Here is a 20,035-nt window from a genome sequence, read left to right on the forward strand (position 1 = left end):
TTATTTTGTAAATCCGTTTTTATTATTTACAGCACCTAAAAGTTAGGTCGTTTAAAATTTGGCCGTATTGTAGCTAACAAAGTTACAAAAATACAACATAATGTTTAAATGTTACTCATTAATTTGTTATATGCACATAAAAATTTTCATAAAAAATTACAACTAAATATCAACAGCTTAATATATGAATAATGATCTTATTAGCTATGAATAAACAAAGTAAAAACAAAAACGCCGCAATTAAGCGGCGTTTCAAGGTGTTATTTTCGTTAAGCTTAGTCAGCTTGCGGACGCATATGCGGGAATAAAATAACATCTTTAATTGTAGATGAGTCAGTAAATAACATTACTAATCGGTCAATACCAATACCCTCACCAGCAGTAGGCGGTAAACCGTACTCTAGTGCGCGTATGTAATCTTCATCGTAATGCATTGCCTCATCATCGCCTGCGTCTTTTTCTTCAACTTGGCGAGTAAAGCGTTCTGCTTGGTCTTGTGCATCGTTAAGCTCCGAGAAACCATTTGCAAGCTCACGTCCGCCAACAAAAAATTCAAAGCGGTCGGTAACAAATGCATTGTCGTCGTTACGACGTGCAAGCGGCGACACTTCCCATGGGTAACCTGTAATAAATGTAGGTTGGATAAGCATGTGCTCAGCCGTTTCTTCAAATATTTCACATAAAAACTTGCCTGGGCCCCAAACACAGTTTTCAGGAATTTTAACGTGCACTTGTTTCGCGTACGCTTTTAATTCTTCAAAGTGATTTTCTGGGTCATTAAATACCGCAGCATCAAACTCAGGGTTATATTTTAAGATAGCATCAGCCATGCTTAGGCGCTCAAACGGCTTACCAAAGTCGTACTCTACTGAGTCGATTACTTCGCCGTTTTCATCTTTCGTTGTATTAACAACAATTGGGCTGCCTAAAACATTTGTTGCAACTGTACGTAGCATGTCTTCGGTGATGTTCATCAGATCGATGTAATCGGCGTATGCTTGGTAGAACTCAATCATAGTGAATTCTGGGTTGTGACGCGTTGATAACCCTTCGTTACGGAAGTTACGGTTAATTTCAAATACGCGGTCAAAACCACCTACCACTAAACGCTTTAAGTAAAGCTCAGGCGCAATACGTAAGTACATATCGATATCAAGCGCGTTATGATGAGTCACAAATGGACGCGCAGACGCACCGCCAGGAATAACCTGCAGCATTGGCGTTTCTACTTCCATAAAGTCACGATCTGCTAAAAAGCGGCGAATACCTTCAACTACTTGTGAACGGATACGGAACGTTTCGCGCGTTGCTTCGTTAGTAATTAAATCAACATAACGTTGGCGGTATTTTGTTTCTTGGTCTGAAAGGCCATGAAATTTTTCTGGTAATGGGCGTAATGACTTAGTAAGTAATTCGTACTCGGCCATATCTACGTATAAATCGCCTTTGCCTGATTTATTAAGTGGACCTTTAACACCAATAATATCGCCAATATCAAGCTGACCATATTTTGCTTTTAAGTCTTTTTGTACGTCTTTTGATGCGTAAACTTGTACACGGCCTTTCATGTCTTGAATAGACATAAATGGACCACGCTTAGCAAGAATACGACCAGCAATTGATACTACGTGCTGTAGCTCAATTAATTCTTCTTTTGTTTTATCACCAAACTCAGCTTGCAAATCAGCCGTGTAATGTTCACGACGGAATTGGTTTGGATGACCGTTGGCTGGGCAATTTTCGCGAATAGCATCTAACTTGCCGCGACGCTCAGCGATTAACTTGTTTTCGTCTTGGATTTTATCAGTCATTTTTTAGCTCTTTATTAGCTTGGTGGTTATAGGCCAGATTTAAGGCTGGCTTCAATAAATTTGTCTAGGTTACCGTCAAGTACCGATTGGGTATTGCGGTTTTCAACGCCGGTGCGTAAATCTTTAATGCGCGAGTCATCAAGAACGTATGAACGAATTTGACTGCCCCAACCAATATCTGATTTTGCATCTTCTTGCGTTTGTTTTTCAGCATTTTGCTGCTGTAGCTCAAGCTCAAATAATTTAGCTTTTAATTGCTTCATTGCTTGGGCTTTATTTTTATGCTGCGAACGCTCGTTTTGACATTGCACTACCGTGTTTGTAGGCACGTGAGTAATACGCACTGCCGATTCGGTGGTGTTAACGTGCTGACCACCTGCGCCCGATGCACGGTACACGTCTATACGTAAGTCAGACGGATTAATATCAATTTCAATGTTGTCGTCTATCTCTGGGTATACAAACGCAGAGGCAAACGATGTATGACGACGGCCACTTGAGTCAAATGGGCTTTTACGAACTAAACGGTGTACGCCTGTTTCTGTACGTAACCAACCGTAAGCGTATTCACCAACAAAGCGAACTGTTGCGCCTTTTATTCCGGCCACATCGCCATCGGTTGCTTCTACTAGCTCAACTTTAAAGCCTTTTGCTTCGCCCCAGCGTAGGTACATGCGAAGTAACATGTTACACCAGTCTTGAGCTTCAGTGCCGCCTGAACCTGATTGTAAATCAAGGTATGCATCATTTGCGTCGTGCGTGCCCGAAAACATACGACGAAACTCTAAACCCTCTAATTGCTCGTTTAGGCCTTCAAGCTCTGCATTTGCTTCGTCAAAGGTGTCTTCGTCTTCCGCTTCTATTGCAAGCTCAAGCAAGCCTTCAACGTCATCAGCGCCAGCAACTAAGTTGTCGATTGTTTCAACAACCGCCTCTAATGCTGACTTTTCACGGCCAAGTGCCTGTGCGCGTTCAGGTTCATTCCATACAGCTGAATCTTCAAGTTCGGCGTTAACTTCTTCTAGGCGCTCTTGTTTAAGAGCGTAGTCAAAGGTACCCCCGAAGCAGTTCAGTACGATCGCGAATTTCCTTGATTTGATTAATCACAGGATTCACTTCAAACATGTACATTACTCCAAAATGGCTAGATTATTACGGCCCGACTTGAGGAATATCCGCAATAAATTATCGTCAAATGATAAAAACGCCCGATTTTAACAAAAAATCGCGCGCTTTATTAGCCTTTTATGCATGTATTGTGCATATTTTTTAGTGCACTTTTTCAAGCTCTCGTACAATTAGCTGCAAGCTAAATTTACCTCTAAACTCGTTTATATCAAGTTGATAAGCCACTTTAACAAAGCGTGCTTCGGTATCTGGCCACTCTTTTATGTCTATACCAAAAGCAATAGCGTCAACTAATCGCCCTGATTGATGTTTAAGCACCAGTTTTAAATGCTTCTCACCAACAATACGTTGCTGAATTAATTCAAAGGTATGTTCAAACACAGGCTCTGGAAATTGCTGCCCCCATGGGCCTGATTGCTTTAATAGTTGGGCAAACTCCATGGTAAAGCAGTCGTTTGGCAGCTCGCCGTCGGTAAATACAATACAACGCTTACTTTCTTCGCTTAATTGCGCACTGACTGCGGCATCAAACGCGTTTTTAAAGTCGTTAAAATTTTGCTCGTCTATGCTTAACCCCGCCGCCATTGCGTGGCCACCAAACTTATTTATTAAATGGGGCATAGCGGTATTTAACCCTTCGAGTAGGTCACGCATATGCAGCCCTTCAATAGAGCGGCACGAGCCTTTAATTTCGCCATTTTCACCACCCGCAAAAATAACGGTTGGGCGGTGGTACTTTTCTTTTAAACGGCCAGCCAAAATACCAATTACGCCTTGGTGCCAGTCATCTTGAAACAAACAAATAGCATCGGGAATGTTATCGTCGGTAAAGGCGAGCCTATCAAGCACGGCTTGTGCTTCAGCTTGCATACCTTGCTCTATTTCACGCCTTGCATGGTTTAAGCTGTCGAGTTCGCTTGCGATACGCCTTGCTTGGTTTATATCGTTACTCAGTAAACACGCTATGCCCAAACTCATGTCGTCTAGTCGCCCTGCTGCGTTTAAACGTGGCGCAAGTGAAAAACCAAAATCGCTGGCGCTTAAACGCGCTGCATTTCTGTTGGCCACTTCAATAAGTGCTGTAATACCTGGGCGTGTTTTACCACTGCGAATACGCGCTAAGCCTTGGTGTACTAATGTTCGGTTATTTGCATCAAGTGCAACTACATCAGCGACTGTGCCCAGTGCAACTATGTCTAATAAGTTTGCTAAGTTAGGCGGTGTTTGTTGCGTAAAGTAACCTTGTTCGCGCATTAGGCTTCTTAGTGCAATTAATAAGTAAAACGCAACGCCTACACCAGCAATAGACTTTGACGGAAAGTTACATTCGTGTCTGTTTGGATTTACAATGGCATCGGCATTGGGAAGCTGTTCACCTTGTAAATGGTGATCTGTAACCAACACTTTTATACCTACCGATTTTAAAATATCAATACCGGCAATACAGGATATACCGTTATCTACGGTGATCACTAAATCGGGCTTTATTTGTACTATTTGTTCGGCCAGTGCGGGGCTTAAGCCATAACCTAAGCTAAAGCGGTCTGGAATGAGGTAATCTAAATTTTGAAAACCAAACATTTGCAACCCCTGCATTAAGGTTGCAGTACTGGTTGCGCCATCGGCATCAAAGTCGCCCACAATTAAAATGTGGCTTTGCGCCTTAAGCGCATCGACTAGTAACGCACTAGCTTTGTCGATGTCTTTAAACAATTTATAATCGTGAAGCGTAGCAACACCGTTATCGAGCTCTTGGGCATCAACCACACGACGAGTCGCGTAAATTTGTTTTATTACCGGATGCAAATGACTCGGTAAGTGCGAGTCGTTAACGTTTTCGCGCGCAATGATCAGTTTTTTCATGCAGTTTTTTTAACTTATTAAGTCGTATTAAAAAGACAAAAAAAGGCCATTAAGGCCTTTTTGTAAACGTAAACACGTTATTAAGATGCTTTATTAGCATCTAACGCTGCTTTTAATGCAGCAGCAGGTTGGTAACCTGGGATCATTGTGCCATCGTCTAAAATAATGGCTGGCGTGCCACTAATACCAAAGCTTTGGCCTAGCTGGTAGTGTTCAGCAATGGGTGCACTACAACCTGCAACTGCCGTGGTACTCTCACCAGCTTTAGCTTCTGTTAACGCCTCTTGCTGATCTTTTGCACACCATACATTCATTAAATCTGCATAGCCTGAACCTTGAAGGCCACCACGCGGAAAAGCTAAGTACTTAACGGTAATACCCGCATCAAGTAAATCGTTTAGCTCACGGTGTAATTTACGACAATAACCACAGCTAATATCGGTAAATACAGTGATGCTGTGTTTTTCGTTTGGTGCTTTGTACACAATCATCGACTCTTCGTATTCTGTAATACCTTCAGCTCGTACGCTATTTAAAGCTTGTTCTGTTAGGTTATTACGGTTGTCTAAATCGATTAACGTGCCTTGCATTAAAAACTGGCCGTCTGGGCTTGCGTATAACACGCCTTTATTTGTAATTAGCTCTTTTAAACCAGCTACTGGGCTTGGATTTATTTGCTTAACCGTAACGCCAAGTGCCGCAAACTTAGTAACAATAGGATCATTAGCATTTGGCGTTACTGCAACGTCATTTGCCAATGCACTCATACTTGTGCACAACATGGCACCTGCTAACATTAATTTTTTCATAACTTCTCTCTATCCTAAAAATACTTAATATATTGACCGGCTTAATACTATTTAATTTCAAATTAAGCGCGCGGATGATGCTGCGCGTGTACCGATTTTAACCGTTCATTAGCAACATGAGTATAAATTTGCGTTGTTGATAGGTCGCTGTGTCCCAGCATCATTTGCACAACACGTAAATCGGCCCCATGATTTAATAAATGCGTAGCAAATGCATGGCGCAATGTGTGGGGTGATAATGGCGATTCAACCGATGCCAAAATAGCATAGTGTTTGATTCTATGCCAAAAGGTTTGTCGAGTCATGCCTACACCACGTTTTGACGGGAATACAAAGTCGGTGGCGTGTTTGATCATTTGTGCGCGGCCCACTTTTAAAAAAAGCTCAAGCCAATGCATGGCTTCTTCGCCCAATGGCACTAAACGCTCTTTGTTGCCTTTACCTTTTACAAACACAACCGCTTGGCGTAAGTTAATTTGCTCCATACGTAGCCCAACCAACTCACTGACACGCAGGCCTGTGGCGTAAAGTAACTCTAGCATGGCTTTATCTCGTAACCCCATGGGTTCTTCAGTATTGGGGGCGTTAAGAAGCGCTTCTACTTCGGTTTCAGAAAGTGTTTTAGGTAACGATTGCCCCGCTTTGGGTTGAGCAATATTTAGCATTGGTGTGTCGATAATCAGTTTTTCACGCACAAAGTACTGATAAAATCGTTTTAGCGCACTGATACTTCGCGCTGTACTGCGCGGCTTTAGGCCTAAATCAACCCGATGCGCTAAGTAGCTTTCAATGTCGTGCCCTGTTACCGCCATTAAGTTTTCGCCTTTTAAAAACTGGCAAAACTTATCTAAATCGCTTCGGTAAGCACTTAATGTGTTTTCGCTTACACCTTGCTCTAAATAAAGGCTATCTAAAAAGGTTTCTAGGTAGTCGCTATTGGTGCTCATACTGCTTTTATTTTCTGAAAAATCGTCAGATAGCGTTGTCACATTATGCTCTCATGTTTTGCTAAGGTATCAATTAAAAATACCTTACGGTAAACTTGAGCCTATCATATCAGGCAATTACACAGTGATAAATACGATGCAAATTGGTTTATTTTTTGGCTCTACTACGTGCTATACCGAAATGGCAGCAGAAAAAATTCGTGACCTTATTGGTGACGATATAGTCAGCCTTCACAATATTAAAGACGAACCACTAAAAAATGCAGAGCAGTACGACTTTATCATCTTTGGTATTTCAACATGGGACTTTGGCGAAATACAAGAAGACTGGGAGTCAAAATGGGACGACATAAAAGATGTAAACCTAAATGGTAAAACCATTGCTTTATTTGGCATGGGCGACCAACAAGGTTACGGACAGTGGTTTCAAGACGCTCTAGGTATGCTGCACGACGAAATAAACACACAAACATTTACACAACTTGGCTTTTGGCCGAACGACAGCAGCTACGAGTTTGAAGCCTCAAAGGCACTCACCCCAGATGGCAAACAGTTTGTAGGGCTCGCCCTTGACGAAGACAGCCAGTACGAGCTGAGCGATGAGCGCATAGCCAGCTGGGTTGAGCAAGTAATGACCGAGTACAGTGAAACGCTTTAACTGCTTAAGCGTAATACTTGCCACGCTATATAACAGCGATTTAACACATTACCAATATTGTTTATGGTAAAAAGCCAAACACGCTTAGGTGTTTGGCTTTAGTAATAATGCAAATCGCTAAATTTAACGAATAGGTTTAAAAGTTACGAATATCTACATTTGAGCTATTAAATTCAAACATATTTATTTTTCCACATTGTGCCACATGGTTAGTGCTGGCAAAGGGTGTATTGGCTTGGTTTATATCGCTTTCCCAGCCTTGGCCATTTTTAACAAATGCTTTTACCTCAAACCACCCATTTACTGCTTTGCTGCAATCCATGTCTACATCTAGCATCCAATAGTGTTCGCCCCAAATATTAAGCGGCGTAACGCCAAAGCCGTCGTTAGTTACTGTTTTTTGGGCACCATATGTACTTGGCCACACGTTTGTAGTCCAATCGGCTGCGGTACCTTCTGCCTGGGCGCTTTGCCCGCTTTCAATACCGTACCAATCTAGATAGTTATCGTTTACTTTCCATGGGCTTGTAGTGGCATTTTTTAAATTGTTATGACGAATAGGCAACGCACATTCCACATTAGTTGTTTGACAGTTTCTACCTAAATTTGTATTTGCATAGGTATGATCTATTCCGCCGCGTACAAACATGTCTTGCCCACTTTGAGTTTGTGCGTTAATAAAAATGACGGTACGCTGCCAATCACCACTCGGATTTGAAGTCGAACCTTGTGATAACTTAACGTTTTTATGAATTGCCATCGCATCCCAAGGTGCCACATTTAGATCAATAGTACCGTTACTATTAACTGTAATAACCTCACCGCTACAACTTTTAGCATCGCCCGATAGTTCACCTTTTAATACATTACAATATTGGCCAGGCGCCATGTCTGTTTGCACAGTTGCATTGAGCGCTGCGTCTTCTTTGTTAATGGCCATATGACCTGAGCTACCGCGGCCAAATGAAATCTGATTATTAGTGTTATCCCACCAATTTGTCACAGCCCAGTTGTCGGCGGTGTTATTTCTAAAATCGACGCCACCCGCTATGTATGACCAACGATGCTCACATTTCCAATTGCTTGCAAAACATTCTAAATTACCACTGTTATGAACGGGCACACTCGGCCCGCCCGCATCGGTATCACCATGGAAATCGTAACTCGACATTACTTTTGGATAGCCATACGGATACGCCAACATAAATACGTTAGCTAGGTCGTATAAGCGGCCATCTTCAAAGGTAATTACGTTACCCGCACCACCATGCCCCCGCTGATTATCATGATTATCTACAAATACGACCGCTGACGAGCTTGGCATAAAGCCCCACCCTTCACCAAAATTACTTAACCATGCAAGCGAGCCGTTTCTAAATGTATTACCGAGTTGTGTACTGTATTTAAACTCGGTAACTAGCCCTGTACTTAAATACTCAGAGGCATCAACGGCTTCTGTTCCCTGATCAATCACTTCATGAAACACTAACGGCGAGCCATTTATTTTAGCCATAAGGCTTTGAATATCGCTAGCTGCTACGTGTTTAGCCGCATCAAATCTAAAACCTTTTACTCCAATAGCCTGAAGGTCGTTAATATAAGCAGCGAGAGTATTTTGCACGTAATTTGAAGACGTATTCAAATCAGCAAGTCCTACTAACTCGCAGTTTTGAACGCGGTAACGATTATTACCGTAATCTTCTGGATTTATACTACAGCTTTCATGAAAGTCTTGTGGGCTATAAATTGGGTATTGTTTATTACCAAACGTGCTACCCGCAACGCCATTACCACTGCCAGCCGCCATGTGATTAATTAAGGTATCTACATAAATATCGACCCCTGCACTTTTACAACGGTTAACCATATCTACAAACTGCGTTCGGTTACCGCCTCGGCTTTGCAGTTGGTAGCTCACAGGTTGATAGCGAGTCCACCATTGGTTGCCTGTAATATGCTCGTTAGGCGGAGACACTTGTACAGCAGCATACCCTTTTGGCCCTAAAAACTGCTCGCATTCTTGTGCAACATCGGGCCAACTCCATTCAAATAAATGAACAAACGTAGTGGGTGCAGCAGCTGCAAGATTAGGCAAAAGCAAACCTAGGCTTAAACCGGCGGTGGTGACCATTTTATTCAGCTTCATAGTGTGTGTTTCCAAATGTTGGCGGGCTAAACAACATGCCCAACGTTATTTACAAGTGGTTAACACTAGTCTTGAGATTGATTAAATAACAACTGAATACGTATGCATTATGGGTAAACTATCCTTTATTATTAGATAATATCCCTCACAATTACGCCATCTTTAAATAAAATGCCTTACACAAAGTAATGTAATCAGTAGTGTAATTATTGTTTAACTCTCTAATGCATAGCGTTGAATTGTCGCTTTGTGATTCTAGATAACTAAACGTCATTAAACTGCGGCTTATGGGTTTGCTAGGTGTCGCTTTTACTTGGCAATGTGCATTTAAATAAAGCCCTTTTTGAGTAGCAAGCTCAATAAATACTATAGCCTCAGTGTTTGGCAGTATTAAACTAAACCGTGACTGTGAATGGCTAAGCCGCTTAAACGCATTAATTAGCTCCTCAAAGCTCAAACCATCGGTGTGACGAGCAGTGTTTCGGGCGGCATTATTGCCTTTTAAACTATGATTAAAGTAAGGCGGATTAGAAATGATGACATCAAAGGGAGCGTCACTATTAAAGCTTTGAATAGTTTGATGCTTAATAGCTATATTGGGCCACGGACTATTTGCTACGTTTTGTAATGCTTGATTGTATGCGTTTTCATCTATTTCAACCGCAGTAATACTCAATGCTGGCCTGCGCTGTTTACACATTAACGCCAATAACCCCGTGCCTGTACCAATGTCTAGTAACGAGTTTGCACCAGCTAAGTTTGCCCACGCACCAAGCAAAATACCGTCGGTTGAAACCTTCATTGCGCAGTGGTCGTGTTCAACCTTAAATTGTTTAAATGCAAAACCAGACATTTTTTCACCTTTTCATTCACCAAGCGCAGCATAGCGCGTATAATCAAGGTAATTGTCCACTATTTTAGACACTCTATGCAATTTTCTGAATTTGATCTTGATACCAAATTACTCGATGCCATTGATAAAATGGGCTACGAGAAGCCAACCAGTATTCAACAACAAGCTATTCCTGAAGCTCTTCAGGGACGTGATATTTTAGCGTCTGCGCCAACTGGCACAGGTAAAACAGCGGCATTTTTAATTCCTGCGATTCAATACTTATTGGATTTTCCGCGCCGTGAACCTGGTTTTGCCCGCGTATTAATTATGACGCCAACACGTGAGCTGGCTTATCAAATTCATGAGCAATGTGAGTTACTCGCCAAACGTACACACCTAAAAATAGGTGTCGTGACCGGCGGTATAAACTACGGAACGCATAAAGAAATTTTTGAAAAAAATAACGACGTGTTAATTGCCACTCCAGGGCGATTAATGGAATACCTTGAAACTGAAAACTTTCATGCTGAACATGTCGAAATGCTTATTATTGATGAAGCCGACCGTATGCTAGACATGGGTTTCAAAAAAGAAATGAGCCGTATTTGTGACGAAGCTAAAAATCGCCGTCAGTGCTTTTTATTCTCAGCAACCCTTGAGGGTGACAGCGTAGAGCGATTTGCAGAAACCACATTAAACGATCCAGCTTTGTTAGAAGCTGAGTCGTCTCGTAAAGAAAAAGCTAAAATTCACCAGTGGGTTCATCTTGCTGATGATTACCACCATAAACTCGAGCTTTTAGTCAACACCCTTAACGGCCCTGACGTGAGTAAAGCCATTGTATTTGTTAAAACCCGTGAACGTTTAGAAACTCTCATTGGTGAATTAACTAATAACGGTGTAAAAGCCGCTTGGCTGCGAGGTGAAATGCCACAAGACAAGCGCATGAAAGCAATGGAAAACTTTCATAGTGGCCGCACTAAAATATTAATTGCAACAGATGTAGCTGCTCGCGGTATTGACGTATCTGACATTAGCCACGTTATTAACTTTGATATGCCACGTACCGCCGACGTATATGTTCACCGTATTGGCCGTACTGGTCGCGCAGGTAAAAAAGGCATCGCTATTTCATTAGTTGAAGCGCATGATATTGGTATTTTGTACAAAGTAGAACGCTACATTGAACAAAAGCTAAAACGCCGTGTAATTAAAGGAATAGAGCCTCAGCATAAAGAGGCTAAGCCACCGGTTAAAAAGCGCAAAGATCCGGTAAAAATGAAAGCAAAGAAAAAAGCGAAAGTTAAAAAGAAAAAGTAACTTAGCATATTTACCAAAGCCGGCGTATGCCGGCTTTTTAATGCGTGTAACATATGTAACCGGTGCATGTAACACCTACCCATTTAAATGTAATTATTGCCCACCTGAATTCCCACTTAATAAAATAACCTTATATTTCAATAAATTAAAACTGGCACTGAACTTGTAATATTAAACACAGAATAGCCAGAATATTTAATGGTTTGGCTAAATTTTTAATTGATATAAAAGGATTGAGTTATGAACCGCTTAAAGTTAACTATCGCGTTAGTTTCGTTTTGTTGTTTATTTTTGTTAGCCTGCGCTACCAAAGTGAGTGCAGCAACACACCTAGCCGTAGTCAGCAGCGTAGCAACTCAACCTAACCTTCAGCAAACCATTACAAGCACGCTTCGTACTAACCCCAACTTTGCATTAAGCAATATTCGCGTACAGGTTAAAGATGGCGAGGTAGTATTACATGGTCAAGCGCAAACCGGTTTTGAACGTGCGCTTGCTCAAAAGTTTTTAGAAAATATGGATGGTGTTAAAATCATCCGTAACAAAATTAGTGTTATTTGAATCGCATTTTTATTAACCCAATTGATCCTAGGCGCAGCATGTTACTCCAACACATGCTGCGCCTTTTTTGTGCCAGTATTTACTTGCAACTCACATTAACTACAATAAAAAACTCGCTTTAATTACCTCTTACTTACCGCCTAATACCAATTGTAAATTGCATACATTACAACCTAATATTTGCCAAAATAATCCGCTCTTTAAATAATAAATTTATATTAAGCCTAGGCCTGTTTAACTGCCATTACTAAAGCGTGTTTTATCAAGGAGCAACATAATTACGGTGCGCGATTTGTGACCCAGTAAGCTAAGTACCTACTCCTGAATTATTTTAATGACTACGCCTATGTACGTATAACTTAAAGTCGTATACAGCTTATACGCCCTACTTGCTCCTTATTACCTATTATTTAGGCAACAAGGAAGAGCAACCTATGAGGGGACCACAAAAGTTATTGCATGTTTTATATTTATGTTGCGTTATCGTCGGTTTCGGGAAGTAACCACAAAATAGGCTTAGCCTTATCGATATATCACATAGCCCGGTTCTAATTTCACCCCAAAAGGTAAATAGACCTTAGTCAATAATCAATTAACGTTGCTCTCACCTTCTCAAACACTTAAATAGCCATAAAAAAATGCAGCTTTATAAAGCTGCATTTAGTCGTTGTGAACCATAAGTCATTTTTATTTAAGCCCACAACGCGCATTTAAATGTAAAATTGCGTTGCGAGTGAGTAAATAATTCCCACTGGTATTAATGGCTCATTTATTCGTTTTGGCTTGAATCTGCTCCACCAGCGTTGCCTTTATTTGATGATTGCTGGTTAATTTTATCGCTGATCATGGCATCGAGTTTTTCACCGCCTTTAATACCAAAATCGAGCGTGCGAATAGGGAATGGAATACTAATATCAGCTTCATCCAACGCTTGTTTAACAGCAACTACGCCTTTATGACGCACTGTCATAAAGTCTGGTTCACCTGGGTATTTAATCCAAAACCACACCAGTAAATTAATGCTACTGTCGCCAAAGCCTTCGGCATAAACATCGGTTTCGTTTTTACGAATGACAAAGTCCAAATCGTTAATTTTATTTACAATAACTTCTTTCGCTTTTTCTATGTCGTCACCATACGAAATGCCTACTGGTACCTCTATGCGTCTAACTCCAAGTGTGGTGTAATTTTTTAACACATTTCTAAATAATACTTTGTTTGGTACGAGTATTAGTTGCCCGTAAAAGCTCTCTATTAGCGTGTTACGTAGGTTTATAGAATGTACTGAACCAAACACATCGTCGGTTTCGATTACGTCTCCTGTTTTAAAGGGTTTGCGTATACCCATTGCTATGCCCGCAATCAAGTTTTCGGTCATATCTTGAAACGCAAAACCTATGGCTAAACCAACAATACCCGCACCGGCTAATAAAGAGGTAACCGTGCCTTTTAAACCCACAAAATCCAGCGCTATAAATACCCCAACGCACAGTACAATAACCTTAAATATTGACGCCATTAAATCGGCTATTTGTTGAGAGTCGAGTGAACGGCGCAATATATTTTTCATAAGGTTGCCAGCAAAGCGCGCTAGCATTGAAAATATAATGGCAATAATAACCGCCACTATAAAATTAGGAATGTGACTTATAACAACATCAAACCAACCGCCGAGTTTTTCTTCGATAAGTTTTTCGGCTTCTGTTATCGAGGGTATGCTGATCATTTTTTGCACCTATGAGTAAATAATAATGTGAATACTTAACTCATGTTTGCAAGTTTAGCGCCAGCATATAAAAAGCCATGCAATGCATGGCTTTTTGGGTATATGTTTAGCTTTAATTAAACGCGTTAGTTTTGCTCTTCGCGCATAAATACCGGCTCTAACTCTTTCGTTGTTGCCTCAGCGCTAAAGTAATACCCCGCAACGGTAAATTCTTTTAACTGACTTAACTGCGTTACTTGGTTTTCTATAATGTAACGCGCCATCATGCCGCGCGCTTTTTTAGCATAAAAGCTAATTACCTTGTATTGACCATTTTTGCAGTCTTTAAAGTGCGGCGTAATAATTTGCGCGTTGAGCGCTTTTTTATCTACCGCTTTGAAGTATTCGTTTGAGGCTAGGTTAACGAGATATTGTGCATCTTGTGCTTTTGTTACTTCATTTAGCTTATCAGCAATAATACTGCCCCAAAACTCATACAGGTTTTTACCACGAGAGTTTTCAAGCTTAGTGCCCATTTCTAGTCGGTACGCTTGCATTAAATCAAGCGGTTTTAACAGGCCATATAATCCAGATAATATACGCAAATGACTTTGCGCGTAATCAAGGTCGCTTGCAGTTAAAGTGCTCGCCTCTAACCCACCGTATACATCACCATTAAAAGCAAGCGCGGCTTGTTTGGCATTATTAATGGTAAAGGGTTGCGACCATTCGCTAAAGCGAGCAGCGTTAAGGCCAGAAAGCTTATCGCTAATTTTCATTAAACTGCCAATTTGCGCAGGTGTTAGTTCACGGCATACTTTCATGAGTTCCTCGCTGTGCTCGAGTAATTCAGGCTGAGTGAACTTATCGGTTGCCGGTGGCGTGTCGTAATCAAGATTTTTTGCAGGTGAAATAACAGTGATCATAGTTAGCTATTGACTTGTAAATTATTTAATGTCAATTTCAACATTAAATGAAACGAAAAGCACGTTTTGTTTATATAAATCCTCCCTTAAAAATTCATACATTGCCGTTTTTTAATTGATAAGGACATAAGACCTATCAAGCATTGTCACACTGTTGCAGTATGGATGGTATATATTAAGGGTCGATTTTTCTTTTAACTTGCTTGGAATGAGGAAAGCAAATGACTTCAGCTCTACAAAGGCTAAAACAACATTCATCTATCGTAGCCGACACTGGTGATATTGAAGCGATCAAAAAGCATCAACCAGAAGATGCAACCACAAACCCGTCGCTTTTATTAAAAGCGAGCGAGATTGAAGCTTATAAGCCTTACCTAGATAAAGCTTGGAGCTATGCAAAAGAAACCGAGCAAGATCCAGCTAAACAACTAGAACTTGCATGTGACTACTTTGCTGTTTTACTTGGTAAAGAAATTAGTGAGATTGTACCGGGTTATATTTCTACAGAAGTAGATGCACGTTTATCATTTGATACTCAAGCAACTATTGATAAAGCACACACATTACTTAGCCTTTACGAAAAAGAAGGTGTAAGCAAAGACAAAATTTTAATTAAAGTTGCGTCTACGTGGGAAGGTATTAAAGCCGCTGAGCAGTTAGAAAAAGAAGGGACTAAATGTAACCTTACTTTATTATTTAGCGACGCCCAAGCCCGTGCATGTGCTGATGCAAATGTATTTCTAATCTCGCCATTTGTGGGCCGTATTTTAGATTGGCACGTTGCTAACGGCATGGAAAAACCAACGGATCCACTACAAGATCCAGGTGTTCAATCAGTACGCAGCATTTTTGAATTTTACAAACGTCATGACTACAAAACAGTAGTGATGGGCGCAAGTTTCCGTAATACGGGCGAAATTATTGCCCTAACAGGTTGTGACAAGCTAACTATTAGCCCTAACCTTTTAGAAGACTTAGGTAACCTTGAAGGCGCACAAGAATATTTACTAGAAAGTGATATTCCTAAAGAGCCGAAACCTGAGCCGCTTACAGAAGCTCAGTTCCGTTGGTTACATAACCAAGATGCAATGGCAACTGAAAAGCTTGCTGAAGGTATTCGCTCTTTTGCTGATGCACAAGAACAGCTAGAAGCACGTTTTAAAGCAATGTAATTGGTTTGAACGTACTTTAAAAAACGTCGCAATTGCGGCGTTTTTTTATGCCTGTAAAGTGCGGACTAATAACCCGACCTCCCTCATACATTTTAGCTGTAAACAAAATAACTCTCATCGACTTAAATTTGTTTGTAAATTTTATACAAAGTGTTTTTGTATTTAAAAGCAATACTTTACTTGTATAAACCTTCATTTAAACATCACAACTTTGTAACATCTCTGTCACTTTTTTATTCTATTTTAGCTGGGCCTGTGGTATAGGTACTCTTGAGGTCAATAAAATCAATAGGAGAAGTTCATGGATAGCCTAAACGATATATTAGAGATACTAGAAGGTCCTGATGAAAAAAGAAAAACCTCTCAGAAGAACAAAAAAAGAAAATGGCGCGAAATAGAAGCAATAAAAGATAAACAACGTCTACGTAAAGAATTAGAGGAATTTGATTACTTTGCAGACACAATTGCAATTGATGAGCTAGATTATTAATTTCTATACCCACCAATTACAAAAAAGCCCTCATTTATGAGGGCTTTTTTAATGCTTAAAACTTATTAAGCTAAACCTGCCAATTTATAGGTTTTTTACCTTGCGCTAACAGCAGTTCGTTAGTTTTCGAAAAGTGCTTACAACCAAAAAAGCCTCGGTGAGCCGACAGCGGCGAAGGATGCGGCCCAATCAAAATAGAGTGGCGAGTGCTATCTATGTCTTTTCCTTTTTTTTGCGCATGTGCGCCCCATAAAATAAATACTACACCTTCGCAGTTCGCGTTAATATGGTCAATAACATTATCAGTAAATTGCTCCCAACCTAAATGTTTATGGGAGTGGGCCTGCCCTTGCTCTACCGTTAAAACAGTATTTAGTAAAAACACGCCTTGTTCTGCCCAGCTTTGTAAGTAACCATGCTCAGGAATAACAAAGCCATCAATATCTGTAGCTAGCTCTTTGTACATATTTTTAAGCGAGGGTGGGAGTTTTTTTACCTCGGGCATAACAGAAAAACACAACCCATGAGCTTGCCCTTCGCCGTGGTAAGGGTCTTGCCCTAAAATTACCACCCTAACATTGTTTAGCGGCGTGGCATTAAATGCATTAAATACGTGCGACTCAGGAGGGTAAACAGCAATACCTTCCGCTCGGCGGTTTTCAACTGCATTTAAAGTTTGCTGCATATAAGGGTGCTGTAGCTCGTTTTGTAAAAATGTATCCCAGTCGCTCATTACATACTCTTTATTATTTTTCGTGACGTGTCTATTTTATCACACATATCAGCAAGCCCATCTAACATACGCGGTGTAAAACGGTGAAGTAAATCGGCATTAACGCGAATAAACTGGTTATTTGTAACCGCAGGCACTTCTGGCCATGCCTGCCAATTAACATTAGGCTGCGGGGTATTAGATTTTTCGTCAGGAATAATAATAATTTGAGGCTTAGTAACAATGACATTTTCAATGCTGATTTGTGGATACGGGGTCGTGCTATTAGCAAACACATTATTTACGTGACAGGTATTTACTAGTTGGCCAATCCATGTACTTTCACTGATTGTCATCATAGGCTCAGCCCATAACTGATAAAAACCAGATATAGGCTGCTTCCCTTGCTGGTTTTTAATAATAGCGGCTAACTTTTGCTTAAAAGCTTTAGCAACCTGTTGGCTTTGCTTTTCGTACCCTGTTAGTTTACCAAGTGTTAGTAGCTCAGTTTGCACGGCTTCTATGGTTGTAGGGTTACTTAAATGAACTTTAATACCCAAGCGCTCTATTTGTGCGATATCTTCCTGCTGATTTCCGCTTTTCCAAGCAATCACTAAATCAGGTTTTAAGGCTAATAATTTCTCAAGAGAAATACCATAGTACCCGCCAATGCGAGCTATATTTTTTGCTTCATATGGGTAATCGGCATAGTCAACGGTGCCCACAATATTGTCACCTGCACCAATGGCAAATAGGTTTTCGACTATGTGTGGGGCAAGCGCAACTATACGTAGTTTTTTAATCTCAGGCGCTGAGTTCGCCACAGCATTGCCTTGTAAACTAAGCAGCATTAAACCTATAAAAAGCAATTTAAACACTAGTAGTCAAACCCTTCTAACGCTTTTACACCTGAGTCGAATGCGTGTTTTACATTACGTACTTCGCTCACTGTATCGGCAAGGTCAGTCAATGCTCTGTGCGCTGCGCGTCCTGTGATAATGACCGACTGCATAGCAGGGCGATTATTAAGTGCGCTTAGTACTTCGTCTAAGTCGATATAACCATAAGTCACCATATAGGTTAGCTCATCAAGTAACACTAAGTTAATACTGCTGTCAGCAAGCATGCGCTTTGCCTCTTGCCATGTTGCTTGTGCTGCTAAGGTATCGGCTTCTTTATTTTGTGTATCCCACGTAAAGCCAGTATTCATTACAGCAAATTCAACCCCTGCGCCTTGTAATAAATTACGCTCACCACACTCCCATGTCCCTTTTATGAATTGACACACAGCGGCTTTTTGACCGTGGCCAACACAGCGTGCTACCACGCCAAAACCAGAAGTCGATTTACCTTTACCATTGCCAGTAATAACCTGAAAAATACCTTTAACCTCTTGCGCGGCTTCAACACGGGCATCTACGTGTTCTTTTACTTTTTGCTGGCGCTGTTTGTGTTTGTCGTTTGTTTGTTCAGTCATTATTATGCCCTTTATAAATCGAGGTAACTTGCGCTATATCTAAATGTGTTTCGCACATGGTTGCTAAACGCGCTAACTGCTGTTCGCGGTGTGTATCAATACTTATTGGATCAATATTTAAATCTGGCTTTACCCATTTTAAAATTTCCATCGTGGCGTTGGGCTCATCAAATAAACCGTGTAAATAAGTGCCCGCAATTGCGTTATCGTCACTTATAAAACCATCTGTTTTAAACCCATTTGGATGCTGACTAAAGGTAATTAAAGGGGTCTTTAATGCATTGCCTTTACTTACTCCCGCATGGATTTCATAACCACTACATAAAGTTTGTCGATTATTTAGCTTTAAAGTGGCCGTCACTTTACTTAATACTTTTTGCGATGTGAGTGTGGTTTCAAAATCACATAAGGCTAACCCACTCACACTTTTTAATGACGACTCAACACCCTCGGGGTCGTAAATTATATTACCCAGCATTTGCATTCCCCCACAAATTCCAAGTACTTTTCCACCATAGCGTAAGTGGCGTTTTATCTGATTATCCCACCCTTCGTTTATCAAAAAATTTAAATCGCCAAGTACGTTTTTACTACCAGGCAATATAATAAGATCAACATCAGGAATGACCTGCGTATGGCGTATATAGTTAACATTAATATTTGGGTGTAAACGCAGTGCGTCAAAATCGGTATGATTACTAATATGCGGCACTAATAATATTGCAATATTGATAGTTGCATGGGTAACGTTATTGTTTATTGCAACAGCATCTTCCGCGTCGAGAGTTAAATCGTGAAGGTATGGCAGTACTCCTAAAACAGGCTTACCCGTGTATTGCTCTAACCAGTCAAGCCCTCCTTGAAGCAAACTTATATCACCTCTAAAACGGTTAATTACAAAACCCTTTACACGTGCTTGCTCAGATCCGCTAAGTAATGCCAATGTCCCCACTAAATGAGCAAATACACCGCCTTTATCTATATCAGCAATAATAATCACTGGGCAGTCTACTTTTTCAGCGTAGCCCATGTTAGCTATGTCGTTTTCACGCAGGTTTATTTCAGCGGGGCTTCCCGCACCTTCCACCAATAAAAGATCAAACCGTTTTGCTAAACGCTCGTGTGATGTAATGACAGCGTCCATGGCGACTTTTTTATAATCGTGGTACTTGCCGGCTTCCATGTTGCTAATCGCTTTACCATGAATAATAACTTGGGCGCCTGTATCGCTATTGGGTTTAAGTAATATCGGGTTAAAGTCGGTTTCGGGCTCTACCTTAGCAGCAATAGCTTGCAAGGCTTGCGCACGACCAATTTCGCCACCGTCGTTTGTCACTGCGCTATTAAGTGCCATATTTTGTGGCTTAAACGGTGCGACTTTTATGCCTTGATTTGCAAATACTCGGCAAAGTGCAGCCACTAAGGTGCTTTTTCCCGCATCCGAGGTAGTGCCCTGTATCATGAGTGTTTTCATG

Annotated in this window: 18 protein-coding genes; 5 read left to right on the forward strand and 13 right to left on the reverse strand. The window is 40.9% G+C overall.

Going from position 1 to position 20,035, the window contains the following annotated elements:
* Window positions 1–275 precede the first annotated feature (275 nt).
* From lysS to xerD, 5 genes are all read right to left on the reverse strand, one after another.
* Window positions 276–1,811: a lysine--tRNA ligase gene (gene lysS, locus MTP24_RS13265; RefSeq protein WP_006793137.1), complete on the reverse strand. Its 1,536-nt coding sequence runs from the start codon at window positions 1,809–1,811 to the stop codon at window positions 276–278.
* A 26-nt stretch (window positions 1,812–1,837) separates the two neighbouring features.
* A protein-coding gene (gene prfB, locus MTP24_RS13270; RefSeq protein WP_096801177.1) for a peptide chain release factor 2 occupies window positions 1,838–2,936 on the reverse strand; the annotation gives its coding sequence in 2 pieces (ribosomal slippage) (window positions 1,838–2,860 and window positions 2,862–2,936; 1,098 coding nt in all).
* Window positions 2,937–3,080: 144 nt separating this feature from the next.
* Window positions 3,081–4,802 carry a single-stranded-DNA-specific exonuclease RecJ gene (gene recJ / locus MTP24_RS13275; RefSeq protein ID WP_243531611.1) on the reverse strand — a complete coding sequence of 574 codons (1,722 nt, stop codon included), beginning with the start codon at window positions 4,800–4,802 and terminating at the stop codon, window positions 3,081–3,083.
* An 80-nt stretch (window positions 4,803–4,882) separates the two neighbouring features.
* Window positions 4,883–5,611 (reverse strand): bifunctional protein-disulfide isomerase/oxidoreductase DsbC, encoded by a 729-nt coding sequence (dsbC, locus tag MTP24_RS13280; RefSeq protein ID WP_006793140.1) that lies wholly within the window; start codon window positions 5,609–5,611, stop codon window positions 4,883–4,885.
* 62 nt (window positions 5,612–5,673) lie between these two features.
* Window positions 5,674–6,600, reverse strand: a complete 927-nt coding sequence (gene xerD, locus MTP24_RS13285) for a site-specific tyrosine recombinase XerD (protein ID WP_243531613.1) — start codon at window positions 6,598–6,600, stop codon at window positions 5,674–5,676.
* 94 nt (window positions 6,601–6,694) lie between these two features.
* Here xerD and fldB point away from each other — a divergent pair, with 94 nt between their 5' ends.
* Complete coding sequence (gene fldB / locus MTP24_RS13290) at window positions 6,695–7,216, forward strand: flavodoxin FldB (RefSeq protein ID WP_039038247.1); 522 nt, start codon at window positions 6,695–6,697, stop codon at window positions 7,214–7,216.
* A gap of 136 nt (window positions 7,217–7,352) precedes the next feature.
* On the opposite strand, the gene MTP24_RS13295 is transcribed toward fldB, so the two are convergent.
* Window positions 7,353–9,362: an alpha-amylase family protein gene (locus MTP24_RS13295; protein ID WP_243531615.1), complete on the reverse strand. Its 2,010-nt coding sequence runs from the start codon at window positions 9,360–9,362 to the stop codon at window positions 7,353–7,355.
* 151 nt (window positions 9,363–9,513) lie between these two features.
* Window positions 9,514–10,215: a methyltransferase gene (locus MTP24_RS13300; protein ID WP_243531617.1), complete on the reverse strand. Its 702-nt coding sequence runs from the start codon at window positions 10,213–10,215 to the stop codon at window positions 9,514–9,516.
* Between the two features lie 75 nt (window positions 10,216–10,290).
* Between MTP24_RS13300 and srmB the strand changes: the two genes are divergently transcribed.
* Together srmB and MTP24_RS13310 are read left to right on the forward strand one after the other, a co-directional pair.
* Complete coding sequence (srmB, locus tag MTP24_RS13305; RefSeq protein WP_006793145.1) at window positions 10,291–11,517, forward strand: ATP-dependent RNA helicase SrmB; 1,227 nt, start codon at window positions 10,291–10,293, stop codon at window positions 11,515–11,517.
* Window positions 11,518–11,757: 240 nt separating this feature from the next.
* Window positions 11,758–12,078: a BON domain-containing protein gene (locus MTP24_RS13310; RefSeq protein ID WP_006793146.1), complete on the forward strand. Its 321-nt coding sequence runs from the start codon at window positions 11,758–11,760 to the stop codon at window positions 12,076–12,078.
* Between the two features lie 769 nt (window positions 12,079–12,847).
* On the opposite strand, the gene MTP24_RS13315 is transcribed toward MTP24_RS13310, so the two are convergent.
* Both MTP24_RS13315 and yaaA read right to left on the reverse strand, forming a co-directional pair.
* Window positions 12,848–13,804: a mechanosensitive ion channel family protein gene (locus tag MTP24_RS13315; RefSeq protein ID WP_243531619.1), complete on the reverse strand. Its 957-nt coding sequence runs from the start codon at window positions 13,802–13,804 to the stop codon at window positions 12,848–12,850.
* 125 nt (window positions 13,805–13,929) lie between these two features.
* On the reverse strand, window positions 13,930–14,709 hold the full coding sequence (yaaA, locus tag MTP24_RS13320) for a peroxide stress protein YaaA (protein ID WP_243531621.1): 780 nt from the start codon (window positions 14,707–14,709) through the stop codon (window positions 13,930–13,932).
* Window positions 14,710–14,930: 221 nt separating this feature from the next.
* Here yaaA and tal point away from each other — a divergent pair, with 221 nt between their 5' ends.
* Window positions 14,931–15,881, forward strand: coding sequence for a transaldolase (tal, locus tag MTP24_RS13325; RefSeq protein WP_006793149.1), 951 nt, complete (start codon window positions 14,931–14,933; stop codon window positions 15,879–15,881).
* A gap of 301 nt (window positions 15,882–16,182) precedes the next feature.
* Window positions 16,183–16,371, forward strand: a complete 189-nt coding sequence (locus MTP24_RS13330) for a DUF3545 family protein (protein ID WP_243531623.1) — start codon at window positions 16,183–16,185, stop codon at window positions 16,369–16,371.
* Window positions 16,372–16,441: 70 nt separating this feature from the next.
* Here MTP24_RS13330 and ung read toward each other — a convergent pair whose 3' ends face one another.
* Genes ung through MTP24_RS13350 form a run of 4 tightly spaced genes read right to left on the reverse strand, consistent with a single transcriptional unit; the run spans window position 16,442 to window position 20,034 of the window.
* Window positions 16,442–17,104, reverse strand: a complete 663-nt coding sequence (ung, locus tag MTP24_RS13335; RefSeq protein WP_243531625.1) for a uracil-DNA glycosylase — start codon at window positions 17,102–17,104, stop codon at window positions 16,442–16,444.
* The gene (locus MTP24_RS13340) at window positions 17,104–17,961 is read right to left on the reverse strand and encodes a cobalamin-binding protein (protein ID WP_243531627.1); all 858 of its coding nucleotides are present in this window, start codon (window positions 17,959–17,961) and stop codon (window positions 17,104–17,106) included. The genes ung and MTP24_RS13340 overlap by 1 nt, the downstream gene beginning before the upstream one ends.
* Window positions 17,961–18,560 (reverse strand): cob(I)yrinic acid a,c-diamide adenosyltransferase, encoded by a 600-nt coding sequence (gene cobO / locus MTP24_RS13345; protein WP_006793153.1) that lies wholly within the window; start codon window positions 18,558–18,560, stop codon window positions 17,961–17,963. Before cobO ends, MTP24_RS13340 begins: the two co-directional genes overlap by 1 nt.
* Entirely contained in the window at window positions 18,553–20,034 is a 1,482-nt protein-coding gene (locus MTP24_RS13350; protein ID WP_243531629.1) for a cobyric acid synthase, read from the reverse strand. The genes cobO and MTP24_RS13350 overlap by 8 nt, the downstream gene beginning before the upstream one ends.
* Window position 20,035 lies beyond the last annotated feature (1 nt).

The organism is Pseudoalteromonas sp. APM04, from assembly GCF_022809815.1.
Lineage (GTDB): Bacteria > Pseudomonadota > Gammaproteobacteria > Enterobacterales > Alteromonadaceae > Pseudoalteromonas > Pseudoalteromonas marina.